Genomic DNA, 19,560 nt, shown 5'->3' with positions numbered 1-19,560 from the left:
ATCAAAATGTACTCAAATCGGTAGAATGGTTAGTACCAACAAAAAGCCATTGATAGACAATCAAGGAGAAATCATCATCGGAGATGAGGTAAGGGTCTGGTCTAACATCATCCAATCCAAACTCCTATCTGGCAAAAAAGGCAAACTTATCATTGGTAAAAACTCTAGAATAAACGGAGCACATATCGACGCACAGCATCTGATAAAAATAGGAGAAAACTGTAGAATTGCACCGTACACATTGATTATCGACAGTGATTTTCACGATACCAAAGATCATTTTTCCAATGTAGAAGGCCAAGCCATCATTATTGAAGACAATGTCTGGATCACCTCCCGAGCGACCGTATTGAAAGGAGTCACAATAGGCAAAGGGGCTGTGATCGCAACAGGAGCTGTGGTCACGAAAGACGTGCCCCCCTACACATTGGTAGGAGGGGTCCCCGCAAAAAAAATTAAAGATCTAAACTAACAATATATGTGTGGCATTTCTGGATTCATAGATTTTAGACATTCGCTCGAAGAGAAACACCTCATCTCCATGACTGATGTCCTAGAAAAACGAGGCCCAGATGCCTCCGGGTATCATTTCGAAAAAACGAATGATGGACACATCGGACTCGGACACCGTAGACTATCTATCTTGGACCTATCCCCATTGGGCAACCAACCCTATTACTATGAAGACTATGTGGTCGTCTTCAATGGAGAGATTTATAATTTTCAAGAGATAAAAAAAGAACTTGAGCAAAAAGGCATGACGTTTAGTTCTACATCTGATACTGAAGTCATCATCAAAGCATACGCATGTGAAGGACTAGCATGTATAGAGAGGTTCATTGGCATGTTTGCAATTGCGCTCTATGACAAAAAGGAACAAAAAATACACTTGATACGTGACCGTGCAGGTGTCAAACCCATCAATTTCTATTGGAGAGACAACCTTTTTTTATTCAGCTCCGAGCTAAAATCCTTTCATCAAGTCCCTGGTTTTGGTGCTCAACTCGATGAAAAAAGCATAGTTTCCTATTTCAAATACAGCTATGTCACCTCTCCCAATTCCATTTATAAAAACACATACAAGGTTAAACCTGGCCATGTGGTTACTATTGATGTGCCCAAAAAGGAAATAAAGGAAACGCAGTATTGGGACATTATCGAAGTATATAATCGTCCAAAATCAAAGCTATCTTATGAAGAAGCAGTAGAAGAACTAGAAGAACTACTGATATCAAGTTGCAACTACCGCATGGTTTCGGATGTACCTGTAGGTGTTTTCTTGAGTGGTGGATATGACAGTAGCACAGTTACATCCATCTTGGCCAAACATCACAACAATACCATCAAAACTTTCACAATTGGCTTTGAAAACAGTCAGTTTGATGAGGCGCCTTATGCAAAAAAAATATCCGAATATCTCGGTACTGAACATACCGAATATTACTGTACCCAACAAGAAGCCCTAGACTTAGTACCTAAGTTGCCTGAGATATTTGACGAACCCCTTGGAGACAATTCGATCATCCCTACTACACTGGTCAGTCAATTGGCTAGAAAACACGTCACGGTAGCCTTATCATCAGACGCTGGAGATGAGATATTTGCTGGCTATCCACGTTACACCCAGGCGCTACAATACAGTCAAATCATGACTCCCTCCCTACAAAAAATAGCGAGCAAAAGCATGAATTTGCTCGACCCTAAATACATACCTTACTTCAATAAGAAAAACAACTTCAAGACCAGGTATAACAAAATAAGAGAGATATGGAAAACCAATGACCCAGTCAAAGCCATGGAAATCGTCATGCAATTCAATACCAATACCGCTTTGACAGAGATGATTCCAGGTTGCAACCCAAATTCCAAAAATTACTTTGGGATTTCGGAACAACTATCTCAACACAACGATCCGATCAATAAAATGCTTGCCGTAGATTACCTTACTTTCCTTTTGGACAATAACCTTACGAAAGTAGACCGAGCTACCATGTCTGCAAGCCTTGAAGGAAGGGAACCTCTCCTCGATCACCGTCTAGTTGAATTTGCCGCTCAACTGCCTACCTCATACAAATTGAAACAAGGCCATACAAAGCGAATTCTTAAATCCGTCCTTTCTAAATACATCCCCAATGAACTGATGGAACGTCCTAAACAGGGCTTTGTCTCTCCTATCAACGATTGGCTCAAGGGGGATTTAAGAGAGTATTTGCATGAGTTCATGTCACCCCAACTTCTCAAGCAACAAGGGATTTTTGCTCCACAAGTCATTACAAGAATGATCAACGATTTCCTCATGAACAAGGGCGAAAACGCACAAAAAATTTGGCACTTATTGGTGTTTCAAATGTGGTATTATAAATGGATCGAAAAGAGGTAAACTTGTTCTATGTTATTTAATTCTTTTGAGTTCATCTTTCTTTTCCTTCCTATCGTTTTGATAGGGTATTATGCCATTAGCAAAATCACAGTCAACTCCCTGCTGGCAAATCTGTGGCTATTATTGGCCTCTCTTACATTCTATGGATGGAATACATGGTCCAACGTAATCTTAATACTATCTTCTATCCTCATCAATTTTGCCATAGGCATGGCAATGGAAAAACTCAAGCAACGAAAAGCACTCTTAATTTTAGGGATCTTTTTCAATATTTTCCTCCTCTGCTACTACAAGTACACAGATTTTCTCCTCTCCAATATTAACGCTGCTTTTCATACAGATTTCAACTTATTACACATAATTCTCCCTATAGGCATTAGTTTTTTTACCTTTCAGCAAATCGCCTTTTTGGTTGATACTTACAAACGGGAGATATCAGAATACAACCTATTGAGCTACAGCATATTTGTATCCTTCTTTCCTCAATTGATCGCGGGTCCTATCGTGCACCACAAGGAGATGATGCCTCAGTTCAAGTCCAGCAAAAGTGCTCAGGTCAGCTGGTTCAATATCTCAAAAGGAGTTTTTGTATTCAATATGGGCCTAGCAAAAAAAATCATCATCGCAGACACATTTGGTAAAATTGCGTCTAGAGGATATGCACATACAGCTCTTTTGGACACCGGAGAAAGCTGGATAACCTCACTGGCCTATTCTACTCAATTGTATTTTGACTTTAGTGGTTATTCTGACATGGCTATTGGTCTCGGACTCTTGTTCAACATACAACTCCCAAACAACTTTTGGTCACCATACAAATCGACTAGTATCAAAGAATTTTGGAGAAGGTGGCATATGACCCTCAGCCGATTTTTGAAGGACTATATTTACATCCCATTGGGTGGAAATAGAGTCAGTACATCCCGCACCCATATCAACTTGCTCCTTACATTTCTGATCGGTGGTTTTTGGCATGGAGCAGGCTGGACTTTTATCTTTTGGGGTTTTCTGCATGGTGCAGGGCTCGTCCTTCACAGTATGTTTCAAAAGACCGAAATAAAGCTACCAACTAGCCTTTCCATCTTACTAACATTTCTTTTTGTGAATATCACCTGGATCTTTTTTCGGGCAGAAAACTGGAATGACGCACTAAACGTCGTTCAGAGCATGTTTGGTCTTTCTCATGCTCACAATGATTTCTCACTTATCTACCAATTCTATGATGTGCCGATTTGGTGCATAGGTCTTATTTTACTGTTTGTAAATAATTCCACTCAATTTTCAAACAAGTATACTATCAACTGGAGATTCGCCCTTTTTACTATATTCCTAATTCTGATCAACCTCATCTTTCTTAATTCTGATATAAAACAAGAGTTTCTCTACTTTGATTTTTAACCCATGAAACCACAAGCAGAAAGAACATATTTCTTCACGACCTGTATCAGTGCAGTCCTACTCATTGCCCTATTGATATCTATCAATGTATATGTAGACATGTATGGGTTATACCGCGAAACAACAGACAAAACAATTTATCACAACGAAAAGCTATCTAAATACCTCCTAGCTCACCGCTATATCCCTGAAAATTTCAATCGTGTAGTGATCGGCCCGTCACTCTCTGACAACTTGGACCTTTCAACGCTTGGGGACAATAGCAAACGGTATTACAACGCCAGTGTAATGGGGGCCAACATCACAGAATTAAACACCATTCTTAAAGAAATAGTAAAACATGGAGAGATTGACCAAGTAATCATTTGCTTGCACCCCTATCTCACCAAAGATGCACAAAGCAAGGGGCAATCTTTGAATAATAAAACACGCTATTCAGCCTTGGGGTCACTCAACCTCTATCAAACCTACGTATTCTATTTTATTCGAACGCTCAACATTCTCCCTACCAAATACCCCCAAAACCAATTTTCTAGAGACGGCACAAACAACTACTACAATCAATTCCGTGTCGAGAACGTCAAACAACGAATCAAGGAAGAGGCAATCGCACACCACGATGAACCCATTGTGGTAAACCGTGATGCATTGAGAGAATTGAAAAAATTATTGGTGTACTTGGACGCTCAAAACATTCAGGTTTTGGGGTATTTTCACCCTGTACCAAGTATCATACTTGAAGCCAATAAAATGGAGTATCTAAAATATCAACAAATGATCGAGAGTCTCTTTCTACCTAGTCAACACATTCTTGACTTCAATCACCCAAGCTACCGTTTTTTTAGAGACAACGCCACAAACTATATTGATCATGGACATTTGAGTAAAAGAGGGCAACAATTCATTGTCAAAGAACTACAACCATTATGAAATATGTCAATAACAAGGAAATAACAACTACAACGATTCGACTAAAACTATTTTTAACTAAATTTAGTCTAAAGACTTCATACAGTACATGATCACTTTTGAGTCTTTAAATAAAATTCCAAACCTAACTATATTCATCATCATGAAATCCACCCTAATACTCTTTTCAATAATGGCCCTGAGCTTTGCGCTCAAAGCCCAAGATTGTGACTTTTGCGATCACTATATCGACCCTAAAAGCACAGGTCAAGCATTCTGCACCAACCCTGAACTAAAATGCGACATCACGTGGGGGACCAATATCGACGTGAAAGCTGGAGAAACCATATGTCTAAGAGCTGGAACATACCCAGGTTATATGACATTCTATGACCTAACAGGCACAAAGGACAACCCAATAACCATTACCAACTGTGGAGGCCAAGTAATCATCAACACTACCAGTCAAGGAATGGAAACTAGAAACAGTCATAACTTCATCGTCACGGGAACGGGTGATCCCGATCACTTTTATGGTTTTGTCATCGATGGGGGAAGTTCTGGTATCGACGGTATGCGCTTAAACTTCTTTTCTAGCAATTACGAAGTGGACCATGTCTCCATCTCTAATGTTTCCAACCATGGTTTTGATTTGAAAAATGACCCCCTGTGCAACGACCCTAGAACATGGAGAAGCAGCGGCAATGTAATTGATTATATCAAAGTCCATGACACCTATGTATCTAATACAGGTGCAGAAGGCTTTTATGTAGGAGACTCTCACTATCAAAAATCTGTACCCTGTGTAGGTGGCGGAGGTACGACCGTCGAAGAGCAATCCATCCTAAAAGCGGAAATATACAATAACATAGTAGAGAATGTTGGAAATGACGGCATACAGGTAGGAAGCGTGATCGAAGAGGCTCTTTTATACAACAATGAAGTAAGAGGCTTTGGAATAAAAGACAACACAGGCGTGCACATGTCTGGTTTCCAAATCAACCCAGGAACCAAAGCTGTCATATATGACAATATAGTCGTCGATGGCAAAGGCACTGCATACTACCTCTCAGGTGATGGTGCCAAGGTCTACAACAACCTCTCCATCAACACCAAATCAGCCGTCGAAGGGTATGACGGAAACAGTCAATTGACTAGCCCTGGTTCAAAAATGGAAATCTACAACAACACTTTTGTAGATATCTTTGAATCAGGTGTATCCATACAAGCGGCCCCTGCTTCGGTAAGTTCAAACGTGTTTTACAACAACATCCTGCACATAGGCCCCAATGCTGTCAACTACGGTACCAACAGTGACTTGGCCTGGAAGGATGAAAACAACAAAAACAACATCTTCACCAAAGACAAAAGCTCATTAAACTTCGTAGACCCTGACAAACAAGACTATCGTCTGACCTCAGCATCTACACTTGCTGTTGATTTAGGCGACTGCAGTATCAATTCGGATATTAGCACGGATGCATCAGGTTATACACGTTCTGAGGGCAGTGCTTGTGATATTGGTGCACACGAGTATACTGTGGCTACCTTAAAGATTGACAACACAGAATTTGATTTTGGAGAACTCGCCGAAGAGTTCGATGTAGATGACGTTTCTTATACCATCACTGGAACTAACCTAAGAGATACAGTAAAAATCCCCATGCCAAAAAACTTTCTACTCTCTCTCGACGAAACAAATTTCGAAAAAGCTGACACACTAAAAGTAGTGTACGGCGATCTCCGTGCCTTGAATAAAAAGATCTACGTCAAGTTAGCACCTCAAACTTTAGGAGAAATCGAAGAAGATATCATTCACATATCTGAAGAAGTAGAAAGTGTGACACTTAAGTTAAAAGCTGAGGTTGGTGTATTGTCCACCGAGGATATTTTTGTGGAAAACATTAAAATATATCCGAACCCTCTCAAAAGATCTACACAAGAGCTACAAATAGAACTAAATAAAGCACCTCACTCTACTTCTACATTGGTCGTTTTCAATTCACTTGGTATGAAAATCCTAGAAGTGGACAATCTCAACAAAAAATTCACTATCAATCTCCCAGAGCAAACTCCGCCAGGAGTATACTTTGTAAAAGCTCGCATAGATGGTGAATGGGATGTGACTAAAAAAATACTCATTGCCAACTAATTGAATTAACACAATCTTTCAACCCAACGGTTCCATGCAATCGTTGGGCTGATCAACTTGAATCATGTTCTATTCTCAATGAACAAAAAAATCGCGCAGTATTTCCAAAGAAGAACCTCTGGAAAATATATTGAAGAAATAGATGGCCTTAGGTTCTTTGCCATATTCCCTGTATTGATCCACCACCTAGCAGAGAGGTTAATTCGACTATCAGAGACATCAGGACAGGCTACATCATTAGACATCATGTATTTTGAAGCCATTCCCAACGGAAAGCTTGGTGTAGAATTGTTTTTCATCATTAGTGGTTTTGTGATTTCATTGCCTCTGATCAAAAACTGGTACACCCAATTCCCTAACCCCATCAAGTTTGACTATCTGAAGTATTTTCTACGAAGATTGACACGCCTAGAGCCTCCCTATCTACTCGTAATGTTGATGAGTTTTATAGCCCTGTCTATCATCCTTACTCACAATCCGCACGCCTTCGATGGCACTCAATCTCTGTCTATAAACTCCATTCCTCTCGTCCAGAGTTTTTTGGTCAGCCTAGTCTATTTGCATGGGGTAGTATTCTACACTTATCCAAGAATCAACCCTCCGGCCTGGTCACTTGAGATTGAGTTTCAGTTCTATATACTTGCACCTATCCTTTTACTTGGTGTCTTTTACCTTGTCAAAAACTTGCCTTCCAAAAAATGGTTCATCCCTACTTTAACTGTTGCCGTGGTACTTATTAAACTAATTGCGCTCAATACGATTCCCAGTGGCAAACAAATCTTCTACGTGATGGATTACATCCAATATTTCGTGTTGGGTTTTGTCCTATGTTACCTATACGTTAGTGGAGTTTTTTCGCGGTACGAAAACCCCATCACTGGAAGTATCATGTTTCTAGTTGGTATCGGGATCTTTCTATTTACTAACCATCTGATGAAAGATTACTACCCCAATATCCTTAAATTCCCCTTGGAGGACAGAGTATACATCACTCTTCTCTCATTGACAAAACTTGTGGGATTTCTGACCTTTTTTATGGGCGTATTTCTAGGGGGTATAGGTAGGGTTGTTACGAAAAACACGTGGATTGCCACCATTGGTGGCATGTGTTACTCCATCTACTTGTTACATTTGTTCATCCTACAATTGGGGGTACCTTTACTTTTTCAACTTGACATACTACCTAAAGGATTCATGTTTCAGCTGATTTTTATGTCGACAGTTCTAATCCCTGTTGTACTTATCTGTTCAGCGATATTCTATGTACTGATAGAAAAACCATGCATGGATCATAGCTGGCCCAAAAAACTATTCCTGTGGTTTAGTTCCATATTTAGTGCGACCAATTCTAGTAGTAAAAACCCTATTTCTTAAGAAAACAAAATGAACCGAACTTACTTGCCAAACAGACCTTCTCACCATGTTGACTAATAAAGAACTTACTCAATTTCTCAAACAGACCTCAGTCAATCTCTCTTTTATAGACAAACTGAAAGTATACTATAGACCGTTAGTATGCCCTCTCAACACGCTACTATCTTATCTCAAACCTGGGGAAAAAGTATTTGACATTGGTTGTGGTTCTGGACAGTTCTCATTGTTAGTCGCACATTACTGCAAACCAAAAAAAATATTTGGAATAGAAATTTCCCAGACATTGGTTACAAATGCTCGGGCTCTACTACACCCCTACCGGGAGACACTAGATTACACATTCGAATACTTTGACGGAATCACCATACCAGATGCCATCAATGAGTACGACACCATTTTCATGATAGATGTCGTTCATCATATCCCTAAAGATGGCCAAAGAGCATTTATCAAGCAGCTTTATGAAAAAATGTCACCAGGAAGTAGACTTATTATAAAAGACATTAATGCAGCATCTCCACTGGTCTATTTCAATAAATTTCACGATTTAGTTTTCGCAAGAGAAATCGGGAATGAATGGACAAAGCAAAATATGCTCACATTATTATCAGACCTCAACCTAACAATTACTCTTTACAATGAAACCAGAACTCTACTCTACCCCCACTATACCATTATTGCCCAAAAAGAACCTGTATAAGGTCTTACTTTTCGCGGCAATAGCCTTCGCTTCTTTCCATTCCATATACACTACTTTGTATAGAGGAAAAGGGCTGGACAACTATGACCGTCACAGAGCTGTCATGGAGCAAACTACGATGTTCTATAACCCCTGGCAATACCGGATCCTTGCGCCTTTGGCTGTTGAAGGGGTATATCAAGTGATGGATCATACCATCTATCAAGCCATTGATTTCGAATTGATAGCAAAGCGCATGCAATCCGTAAACCTCGAAGGAAAAGATGATATCACCACCACACTGATCACTAGAGCTCAAAACCCAGACTATATCAAATACTTAATTGTATTCATCCTCGTTCGATGGGCTCTAAACATCCTCCTTTTCATCGTTCTGATACTCTATTGGAGACTATTTACCGACAATAAGTATCTTCTTTATTTAGCTCTGTTATTTTTCAGTTTAATACTTGGCAACTCGGTAAATGACAGTGATTTTTCATTCAATACTATTATTGACAACTTACTCTATCTATTTGCTGGAATTGTAATCCTGCAAAAACGACACCCCATCTACATTGTTCTGATAGCTATCATAGGGTCATTCAATAGAGAAACATCGATCATGATCCCTGGGCTCTATTTTTTAAATCAAGTTGATTTCAAAAACTTGAGTATCCATAACATCCTTGGTATGAAAAAACCCATCACGTACACGGCTGTGAGTTACCTACTGTTTTTCGCCATATTTATCGGTATTAGAATGCACTTTGGGTATGTCCCTCAAGAACAATGGAGAGTCCCTGCTGGTCTACCTATGCTCAAGCTAAATATGCTAAGCCTAGTCAGTGTAAAATCCTATTTCGAAATGTACGGTACAGTTCTTTTCCTTCCGTTCCTTATCTTCTTTGGTCTCAAAAAATACTCACACTACCTTATCATAGGTTTTTTCTACCTTGTACCCGTATGGTTCGCCATACACTTGGTAATGGTTGTTGCTTATCAGAGTAGGTTATTCTTAGTTCCAACCTTACTGATACTTATCCCTATGCTACTTCAATTGGTGAGCACCGAATCCAAACGCCTATACAAGCTAAACTAGGAGACACTCATCAACTTCCGATCAACCATCGACTGTATTTTCTAAATACCAATTGGACTATACAAACAATCAGAAATGAAATAACCATAACACCTATGAAAGAAACACACCACATCCATATCGTAGATGGGTACTCCGTGTGCAGATAGTACAAGGACAAGTATCTGACTCCCAGTACCACGTAAAAATGGATAAAATAGATCCCAAAACTAGTATCAGCCAAGTACTGCAACGGTCGATGGATCCATCGACTCCTAATATTTCGAAGGAGAAAGATCAATACAGGAATACAGAGGATCTTCTGTACAAACACAACTTGACTAGCATACTGCCAATCCATATAAGACAACCCCGTAAACAGCACAAAAACTGCTATTAGAGAATAAATATGTTTGAACACATAGACATCAACTACTGCTCTATACCTACTATAAAACATCCCTAGAACATACACTGATAAGAAGTGTCCTGCCATGACAAATATTTCATTGATGTTATAAGGGTCTCTAGGTAGACAAAAGGATAGTATAAAAAGAAGAGGGAGTATTCCATACCCTCTTCTTTCATCTATAAATTTGAACAACGGTGCACCCAAAAAATACAAAGCAATCATCGGTATATACCACAAGGGCAATAAATGAGCTCCCGTCCCCAAATAGTAGACAACCTGAAGTGCAAACGGCGAGTCCCCTATCGTAGGCCAATGATACAGAGCCATATAAGATGGTCCACCAGCCCAACGAATACCTATGGCAGGGATGGAAACTAGCAAATAAGGTAGAATTACGAATTTGGCCTTCTTTGTCAGATACTTAGCGTATTCGTATCGTCCCAGTAGATGCTGAAACAAATACCCCGAAATGAAAGCAAAAAAAATAGTAGAGTTTAAAAAAACAATACGCAACACCCCATACGATGACGATTCTAAATCTGCATACAAAATATGGCTTGCAACTATCAATAGTATCGCAAGTCCGCGAAAACTATGCAGCTCTGCTAAGTAGTTTTGCTTTTCATCCATATAAAAAATAGTGATAGTTTGGTAGAGACATACTTCCAATCGACAAGCGCCAGGCATATAACCTGATAGTCTAAAAACCCTAAGCCCATGAACACCCGAATGGAAAAATGGAAGAGTACGGCAGATAATAAATATAGGGTTCGGTAAGGCAACCAAAAAAGCATGAATATGGAACCTAACTCAAATATCAATGTAGCGATAGAAAGGAATATCATCATCACATCATTGGAGGCGACCCATTTTCCAAATTCAATAAACTGTGGTCTTGTCTGAAAGTTACCATACGTATACGCGACTATACCATCACTACCCTTCCAATCCAAATCCTCCGAAACTGGAATAAACTTTTGTGCTGGACTATTCACAAATGAAGCTCTACCCGATAAATAATATTGTAGAGTTTTACCATCTAACCATTCTACTCCCCCATACCTGATCTTGGAAACCCCTGCCGTAAAATACCCTACCATGACTAGCAGCAATACGAGTTTCAACCCCCAATCACTATACGAAACGATACTTTTGGTTGCACGATAACCATATTTGATCCATCGATCCAAAGACCAGTTTTGAACTCCGGGTGCAAAAATCAAAACGAACAAAATTTGAATAGTCAACCCAGCCTCGTGATTGTATATCCCGAGGCTATTATCAAAATAAAATAGAACGGAATACAAGAGAACATATACAGCCAAGCTGTACCGTGCCAACAAACCGACTGATGCAAGTACACCAAACAGTACTGCACCCCATATTAATACTTCGTGGTAGGTATACAAAAAATCGTATACAAAATCTGTCACTAGGCCTTCATGATAAAACAGGTACTCTGAAGAAAAGTACCCTCTCATTTTATGCCCCACGACAAGCACTTCCTTTAGGCTCACCAAAGTCAAAAATATCCGAAGACATGGAATGATTGGCTTAGATATTGATTTAAACATCAAATGATACAATTGATCTGTCCTGACTAGAATCATTTCATGGAGAATTTACCCTGTATAGGCGAATATGAACCGATGATTTTACGATTTTCAAGTTCATCCTGAGCATTGAGTTGGTCAATGGCTAGGTACAACTGGTTGTGCTGTACATCATTCGAAGCTAAGATCAGTGACAGCTTTTCAAAAAAGTGGGTATTTGCTTCAATAAACTCCTTTTGGCTTTTCCTTTCCCCCTGAGGCGAATGCTCTTGAGACGAGCCATAGACATAAGTCATATAATACCTCTTTAGCCTCACTTCCCATAGTCCTATCTCTTCGTACTGCAGACTAGATAAAGAATCATTGTCGGAGACTAAAAAGGTAAAAGTGACCAATCTATCCGTATCTTGTACATAATGCCCAAACATCGGATTATTTGAAAATGGAAAACTCTCCTTTTGAAATACAATAGCATAAATGTTGGGTGACAGCACCACAACAAAAAAGAACAGTACCAGTAAAGAGGTCCACTTTCGCATAATTTAGATGACTATCGTTTTTCCTCTTTTATCGTTTTGCCATTTTGAATACTACCACTTTACTGGATTCAGTTTGGACTTGAACAAAATAGAGTCCTGATCTCAAGGCAGCAGTATTTACGTTGATTTTCTGACCTATTGTCTGCAATCTATCACGATAAACCGTTTTACCCATCTGGTCGAATATCGCAATACTCAATTCCTCATCAGAAGGCATTCCACTGATGGTCAAACTATTATCAAATGGATTAGGGTATGATTGCAATTCTTGACTTTCAGTTTCTTGATCCACGCTCGAATCACCCACTGTCCTAGCAGCATACTGAGCATTGTCACCAAAAGCACTAGACGCCCGGATAACTATTGCGTTGATGTAAGCATTACCCAATCCTGCCATAGAGGTCATATCTACATATACATCTCCTAGCTCGTCTGATACTACATTTCGAATAGTCACCGTCTCAGAAGTATTGTAGGAGACATTCAATGATACAGATTCTCCATCGATAATAAACGTAGATCCTCTTTCTGGCCCAGCTCTACTACCAAAAAATTCAAAATCAAACTGCTGATTCAATGGAAGACTACTGAACTTCAAAGAAACATAGTCCCCTTGCACCCACCAGTAGTAGGACTGTGTCACCACATCGGGAAATACGCCCGAATCATCGCCTGTGATTGCTCCCAAATTCCCCGCAGCATCAAATTTGGTGTTATGCACATTTTCGATGATCTCCATGCTAATCCCCGTATTGTTACCTTGATCATTTTTCAGGTTAGCAGTCACATTTCCTACAAAAGGATCTTGTGCGGTATTGTTCCATGGTGCAGCTGCGATAGCACTTTCATCACCTATGTTCAAGAGTACTACATATGAATACGTTGACTCTCCGACTACCTCACTATACAGCGATGGACTCACTTCATTGAATGCCCTCACTTGGTAATAATAAACCGTATTAGGAGTCAAGTCACTATCCTCATAGCTTGTCACATTTGCTCCTACAATCGCTAGTAATTCCCAAGGCCCATTAGCATCATCGGAAGTATAGATCTCAAACCCATCTTCATTTCCGCTATTGTCGTTCCAGCTTAAGTCAATGGCTTGTTTTGATTTTGCATTTGCAACTAAGCCAGATGGAGCATCTGGATATTCTGGTTCCTCATAGTAGCGAATCTCTAGCGCATTGATATACTTAAATGGTGCTCCAGACAATTTGTTGACAGTGAAACGAATCTCACCATCTTCATTCGGCTTAATTGCACTGATAGTGGCAGTCTCTGAAGAGTTATTGGACACATTCAAATTGACCGAAACTCCATTGACCGTGTAAATAGAGACCCTAGCATCAGATACCGCTGCTCTACTACCAAAGAACACCAGCTCATACGTCTTGGATTCATCTAGACCTGATAAAACCATTTCTTTATTTAAGGTAGAGTTGTCAGCCAAGTAGGTATTCATGACTACATCAGGATAAACACCAGAATCATCTCCAGTAATCACTCCATTGCTATTGCCACCTGCCCAACCATCTATTAGAGTCAAAGCCATACCAGTATTTTGACCTTCGGTATCGTTGATGTTACTGATTGACAAGCCCGCTTCAGGCGTCCCAATCAAATTATTCCATGGCGATGGTGCCACTATATTGACCTCCGACAAATTGACCAATGCGACCTCATATGCTACATCTGTCACTGCCAGCTGTACAGTCACTATCGAGCTATTCCCTTGGTCATCAGAAGCATGTAGCTCAAACTCATAGGCCCCTAGGTCATATATACTCGCCAAAATATCAACACGTCCATGATTGGCATCTATCTGCGTAAACTCTGCAAAATCTGGTAAGCCTATTACCTCGATAAACATCGGGTTAGCCTCTGGATCAGTCACCTCGTAAACCAACTCTGCTAATACATTGGGATTCACGATGATATCTGACACCTCCCCAAATACAGGAGCTCTATTGGTATACGTATAATGAACTGATGCTGAAAAACTTGAATAACCAAACTGATTGACTGCTCGCACCTTGTAGAACTGATCCACTTGTCCAGTCGCATTGTCTACATAAGTATTATTGGGGGTCGTGTCGATGAGCTCATAGTTGTTTTCATCAACTGATGATCGATATATCTCAAAAGCCGTCTCATTGTAGGAATTATCTATCCACTCCAATTCAACTTCAGGGCTGCTTGAAAGCTGAAGGCCTGTAGGAGCTAATGGAGCTAACCCTTCTTGCGAAATCGCTTCTATTACCATTGAGTTCAAGTAAGCGACACTATACCCTGAACTACCAGAGATATTTTCAACAGAGATTACTAATTCTCCATTTTCATCAGGAATCACTCCTTCAATTCTTGCTACATCATTCGTGTTAAAAGCCGCTTGTAAAGAACTCGTTTGTCCTCCCACACCAAATATAGTCGTCCTATCTCCAGACTTGTTTCTACTTCCAAAAAACTCAAAATTATAGGTAGAGGATTGATCAAGTCCTGAGACTCTGATATACTCAGGGGAATTATCCGTCCAGAAATACGACATTCGTACTGGGTCCTCATAGATACCTGTAGGCATCCCACCTGCAACCCCCACTCCGTTCCATCCCGACTCCAAAGTGATCGATACATCCATAGGGAACCCCTGATCATTTATCAAACCCGAAAGTGCTGTACCTGACCCTGGCCAACCTATCATCATATTATTCCATGGTTCTGGAGCTTCGGATTGGTCTCCAAAGTTGACGTACAGTTTATGCTGAGGGTCATACGCCACTACCTGCAGTACAAGCTCTATTTCATCGACCCCTGTTCTAATCGGATTGTCATCTTCGACATGTATCGTGATCACATGCTGTCCACCATCATCAGACAAACTTGGGTTGAAAGTCAAGTTTACACTTTCTCCTGATTCACTGACTTCATAAGAAGCAAATGAAGGTAGATTTGAAAAAGACCAACTCAGGTTTTCTCCATTTTGATCTGTAGCAGCAACTTCCACACTCAGAGATTCCCCTCCTAGCATATTGTACGTTTCTAACGGAACGATGACCGGGTCATGATTACTAATCACGCTGACATCAAAGTACACCATACTATCCTCAAAACCATCATTGACGACCACTGCAATTTGCTCATACACTCCTTCATCAACTGCCTGTGGCGTGATACTCAATAGTGCAGTATTGTCTCCATTATCAGATAGATCGACAAAACTCGGAAAATTCACCCCTTCAAATGAAACTATGTCATTGTCATCATCTTGAGCTGTCAACAACAACGAGATATTCTCTGAGAAAAACAAACTATAGTCTGGAATCTTAGTCTCTAGGGCTGGCGTAGTGTTCAATGTACTCACCGATACTGTATCCGAATTGACAGAGTATCCAAATTCACTAAATGACCTGACTACATAAAAATACTCCATCCGAGGAGTCAATGTCGAATCCCTATAGTTCAACAGCCCTCCTTGTCGTACGGCAGCTAATGTGAAATTTTGATCATTGCCTTCAGATCGATAGACAAGATATGCGGAAGCACCCGTACTACTCCATGTCAACTCTACCGAGCGATTACTTAAGGCCGCTGCCTCCACATCAACTGGAGGATCTGTAGGCTTTGGCAATTCAAAGGTGGTCGCCTTGGAGGTATCCACTGAACGCTGAATCAGACGAGCTACTTCTACTGAAGTGATGGCTTGATCGAATACAAACAAATCATCTATCCAACCATTGAAATTATTGTTTGATTCATCAAAGGCATTGCTTCCATTGGTAGCACCTAACCCTCCCGCATCACTGTGAGCACTTACTTCGGTATACCCGACATTCAATTCCTCGGCTACCAAAACACCGTCCAGATATAGTCCCAAATATCCTTGTTCAAAAACTCCAACAATATGAACCCACTTATTGGATTGAATGGCCCCTGATACAATCATCATGTTTTGATCATCTCGTACTGCCAGCTCCACCGTACCATTGTTTATTCGTATACCAATTCCATTGGTACTCCCTCCCTCGTCAAACAAATCTTGAATACCGCTTGTAACATTGGCATACACCCAAAATGCAACTGATCGCTCAGAAAACTCCTCATGTATGAAGCGATTGCTATTGTCTAAGTTTACATAGTCTGCACTACCATGAAAATAGAGAGAATGTGAGCCTTGAACTCTTTGGTCTTCATCAAACAAAGGTGTTTTGACTAAAGTGGAAGAACCATTTTGTCCTGAATCATCGTCCAAATTATTATCTAACTCCAGTTGCAACACCACACCTTCAAATGTCTCTTCCAACATCTCTGATTGACTATATTCTCCTAGCGCGACTGCTTTATAAAAATAAGTTGTACCTGGCGCTAATCCCGAATCTGTATACTCTGTTGTCCCTGCCGGCAATACAGCAATGGAAGAATACACACTCGCCTCCCCTTGGGCTCTAAACACCTGAAATGAAATTTCATTATCACTGTTATCGTTCCATGTCAACAGTATCTCTTCAGTAGAAACAGCAGTTGCTACTACTTCAGAAGGGGACTCTACAAGCTCATTAGGCAGGTTTACTTCATCAGCAAATGCACTACTTGGCACAAGCTGCCTTGAGTTTCCAATCCCGTGGGCAGTATTTTTCCAGTACACCCGCATGGTATTCCCTCCCGTCTTCTCAAAATAAGTAATGACAATTGGGTAAGCTCCCGCAGCAGGAAAATCATAAGTCCCTTCTCTATACCTACTCCCGTGCAAGCCGTCATTGTCAACCAAAGGCGTAACATTATACCCATACTCTCCTATGTACAACCTGCTCCCATCATCCGAATAGGTCTCAAATGTATATTCCCCAGCAACAGGTATTTTGATATATCCCTCCCAATAAAAGGCAAAATTATCTCCTTGCTCTGCCGTTGAAATATCAACGTTCTCAGTAACTCCAGTTTTAATAGGAGTCAAAGCATCAAAATCAGGCAAGGCACTGCCCCATGACCCTTCAAAATATTTGTAATTAAGCCCGGCAAACACTGGAACGGCTATCACCCGATTGCTAAAGGCCGAAACATTGTTGGATACATCTACCGCTACCACATTGAACTTATAACTGACTCCCTCGGTCAAGTTGTATATGGTCATATCAGTATTGGTCGTGGAGAGTACTTTTACTCCATCTTGGTATACATCATATTTTTTGATTCCCACATCATCTGTAGATTCTTCCCATTCCAAACTCACACTAAAATTCGTCGTAGCTGAAATTCTCAAATTAGAAGGGGCCGATGGGTTTACCTGATCTCTATCTGTCAAACCAGAAATTTCAGGCGTCAAAGGCGAAGCGCCATTGACATTAATTGCTCTCAAAGAATAGATATAATCTGTCCCAGGTAGAAGTTCCTCGTCGGTATAACTAACTGCTCCTTCTCCCAAAACAGCAATCAAGGCATAAGGTTCATTTATTGTACCTCTTCTATACAATTCAAAACCCGATTCATTGTTTGAATTATCATTCCAGTTTATAATCAATTCCGTTTTGGAAGCTGTACTCACTGCAAGGTTTGAGGGTACTTCAGGAATATCCACACCTGTACTCCCTAAAACCTCATAGGGCTCAGAAAACTGACTCGAACAACCATACAACTCCTGCACAAGTGCTCGGTACACACCAGGAGTCGCATCAAGTACTTGATTGGTACCTACCAATATCTCACCTCTGTACCATTCATATGTCTCATACCCTTCTGGCAAGGTGAGCTGCACAGTAGTACTCCCATTTGGATCAGGAAGTACAGTACTACTCATCACTGTCTGAGAAATTGGCGGTGTTTGTGTCGGCTGTCGTTCTTCCACAGTCACCGTCTCAGCCCAACTCGTCCATTCATCATCTATCAGTACTCGTACTGAGTAATCACCATACTCAGTGACATGCAATTCATGACCAGATTCCCCTTCGATCACTACTCCATTTTTTGTCCACTCATAGGCAGCATTGCCTGGACTGACCCCCAAGCTAACATCTACCTCGTCCTCAGGACAGACATCCTTGTAGTCATATCTAACAAAAATCTTCTGAATGCTTTGTTCCAAAAACCAAGGAAAAAAGTCATTTCTATTGTACATATTGTTCCATGTACCATGCCCCGAATTCTCTAAATAAAAGTATTCAATATGCCCCCCTAAGTTTTGTATCTCTGTTACTTCACCGTTGGTAAAACTTGGAACCGGATTCTTATCCAAACCTCCCTGCACCAATCGAATAGGCGTATAAATGACGTCCGTATAATCTTCGTCCACGGCACCAGACATAGGAAATGCAGCTGCAACCAACTCAGGGTAATCCAACAGCATCTTCCAAGTGTAATTGGCTCCACCTGATAATCCATGTACATACACTCTGCTCTTATCGATAGGTAAACCTTCCTCAATGAGTCGATCAAACAATTTCTTCATGGTAGCCGCATCAGCATTCTGTGGAAACATAAGAAAGCCTGGAAACTTACCACTTTGTACGGCCTCTTTATGGATTTTCCCTCCATGCTTCAATTGCAGGTTATTCCCATTTCCTGCTTCGCCACGCCCATGAAAGAACATAATAATAGGATACTTTTCTCCTTCCTCAAACGCCCATGTCTCAGTGGCTCCATCATAGGTCACACCATTTGGAGGCATCAATCTAAAGGTCACATAATCGTGAATAAATGGAAGATAAGGTGATGTATCCCAGTTGGTGCCATCATCATCATAGCCCCACGGCTCTATTTTAGTTGGATCTGGGTTCGTTGGAAACGGAACAGTTTGTGTCCAAGCTACATTATACGAATATAGCACCATACACAGTATGACAAGACAGGTTAGGTTAAGGTTCTTCATTTCAATGAAAATAGGCTAGGTAAAAGGGTATGTTGAAAAACTTAACTGGTTGTTCTTACGAAAGTAGATTATTATTAATCTCGATAAAATGAATATTCTAAGAAAATTTCAAATTCTAGAAAATCATTATACTAATTATACACAAAGTACAAATCAACTCAAACAAACACTACTCGAACAACAGCTTGTATCCACTCATTCAGCTCCCCCTTACTGTATCATAG

Annotated in this window: 12 protein-coding genes; 8 read left to right on the top strand and 4 right to left on the bottom strand. The window is 40.4% G+C overall.

Annotated elements, in window-relative coordinates; genetic code table 11:
• Positions 1-25 precede the first annotated feature (25 nt).
• The 8 genes from BFP72_RS04085 (at position 26) to BFP72_RS04050 (ending at position 9,994) form a co-directional block, all read left to right on the top strand.
• Positions 26-472 carry a DapH/DapD/GlmU-related protein gene (locus BFP72_RS04085; RefSeq protein WP_158233275.1) on the top strand — a complete coding sequence of 149 codons (447 nt, stop codon included), beginning with the start codon at positions 26-28 and terminating at the stop codon, positions 470-472.
• A 6-nt stretch (positions 473-478) separates the two neighbouring features.
• On the top strand, positions 479-2,380 hold the full coding sequence (gene asnB / locus BFP72_RS04080; RefSeq protein WP_099597922.1) for an asparagine synthase (glutamine-hydrolyzing): 1,902 nt from the start codon (positions 479-481) through the stop codon (positions 2,378-2,380).
• Positions 2,381-2,389: 9 nt separating this feature from the next.
• Positions 2,390-3,778 (top strand): MBOAT family protein, encoded by a 1,389-nt coding sequence (locus BFP72_RS04075; protein WP_099597920.1) that lies wholly within the window; start codon positions 2,390-2,392, stop codon positions 3,776-3,778.
• Between the two features lie 3 nt (positions 3,779-3,781).
• A complete protein-coding gene (locus tag BFP72_RS04070; protein ID WP_099597918.1) occupies positions 3,782-4,708 on the top strand; it encodes a hypothetical protein in 927 nt (308 codons plus the stop codon).
• A gap of 142 nt (positions 4,709-4,850) precedes the next feature.
• On the top strand, positions 4,851-6,839 hold the full coding sequence (locus BFP72_RS04065) for a T9SS type A sorting domain-containing protein (protein ID WP_158233274.1): 1,989 nt from the start codon (positions 4,851-4,853) through the stop codon (positions 6,837-6,839).
• 78 nt (positions 6,840-6,917) lie between these two features.
• Positions 6,918-8,213: an acyltransferase gene (locus tag BFP72_RS04060; protein WP_099597915.1), complete on the top strand. Its 1,296-nt coding sequence runs from the start codon at positions 6,918-6,920 to the stop codon at positions 8,211-8,213.
• 46 nt (positions 8,214-8,259) lie between these two features.
• A complete protein-coding gene (locus BFP72_RS04055) occupies positions 8,260-8,913 on the top strand; it encodes a bifunctional 2-polyprenyl-6-hydroxyphenol methylase/3-demethylubiquinol 3-O-methyltransferase UbiG (protein ID WP_099597914.1) in 654 nt (217 codons plus the stop codon).
• A gap of 55 nt (positions 8,914-8,968) precedes the next feature.
• A complete protein-coding gene (locus tag BFP72_RS04050; protein WP_099597912.1) occupies positions 8,969-9,994 on the top strand; it encodes a hypothetical protein in 1,026 nt (341 codons plus the stop codon).
• Positions 9,995-10,004: 10 nt separating this feature from the next.
• Here the strand turns inward: BFP72_RS04050 and BFP72_RS19435 are convergent, their stop codons facing one another.
• From BFP72_RS19435 to BFP72_RS04030, 4 genes are read right to left on the bottom strand one after another with little or no spacing between them, the layout of a single operon-like run.
• Complete coding sequence (locus BFP72_RS19435) at positions 10,005-11,015, bottom strand: acyltransferase (protein ID WP_158233273.1); 1,011 nt, start codon at positions 11,013-11,015, stop codon at positions 10,005-10,007.
• A complete protein-coding gene (locus BFP72_RS04040; protein WP_158233272.1) occupies positions 10,991-11,959 on the bottom strand; it encodes an HTTM domain-containing protein in 969 nt (322 codons plus the stop codon). The genes BFP72_RS19435 and BFP72_RS04040 overlap by 25 nt, the downstream gene beginning before the upstream one ends.
• Positions 11,960-11,991: 32 nt before the next feature.
• Positions 11,992-12,477, bottom strand: coding sequence for a hypothetical protein (locus BFP72_RS04035; RefSeq protein ID WP_099597908.1), 486 nt, complete (start codon positions 12,475-12,477; stop codon positions 11,992-11,994).
• 28 nt (positions 12,478-12,505) lie between these two features.
• On the bottom strand, positions 12,506-19,336 hold the full coding sequence (locus BFP72_RS04030) for a fibronectin type III domain-containing protein (protein ID WP_099597907.1): 6,831 nt from the start codon (positions 19,334-19,336) through the stop codon (positions 12,506-12,508).
• Between the last annotated feature and the right edge of the window lie 224 nt (positions 19,337-19,560).

The organism is Reichenbachiella sp. 5M10 (genome assembly GCF_002742335.1).
In the GTDB taxonomy this organism is placed as follows: domain Bacteria; phylum Bacteroidota; class Bacteroidia; order Cytophagales; family Cyclobacteriaceae; genus Reichenbachiella.
The sequence above is the reverse complement of the archived record's forward strand: the minus strand, read 5'-3'. Positions and strand labels throughout refer to the sequence as shown.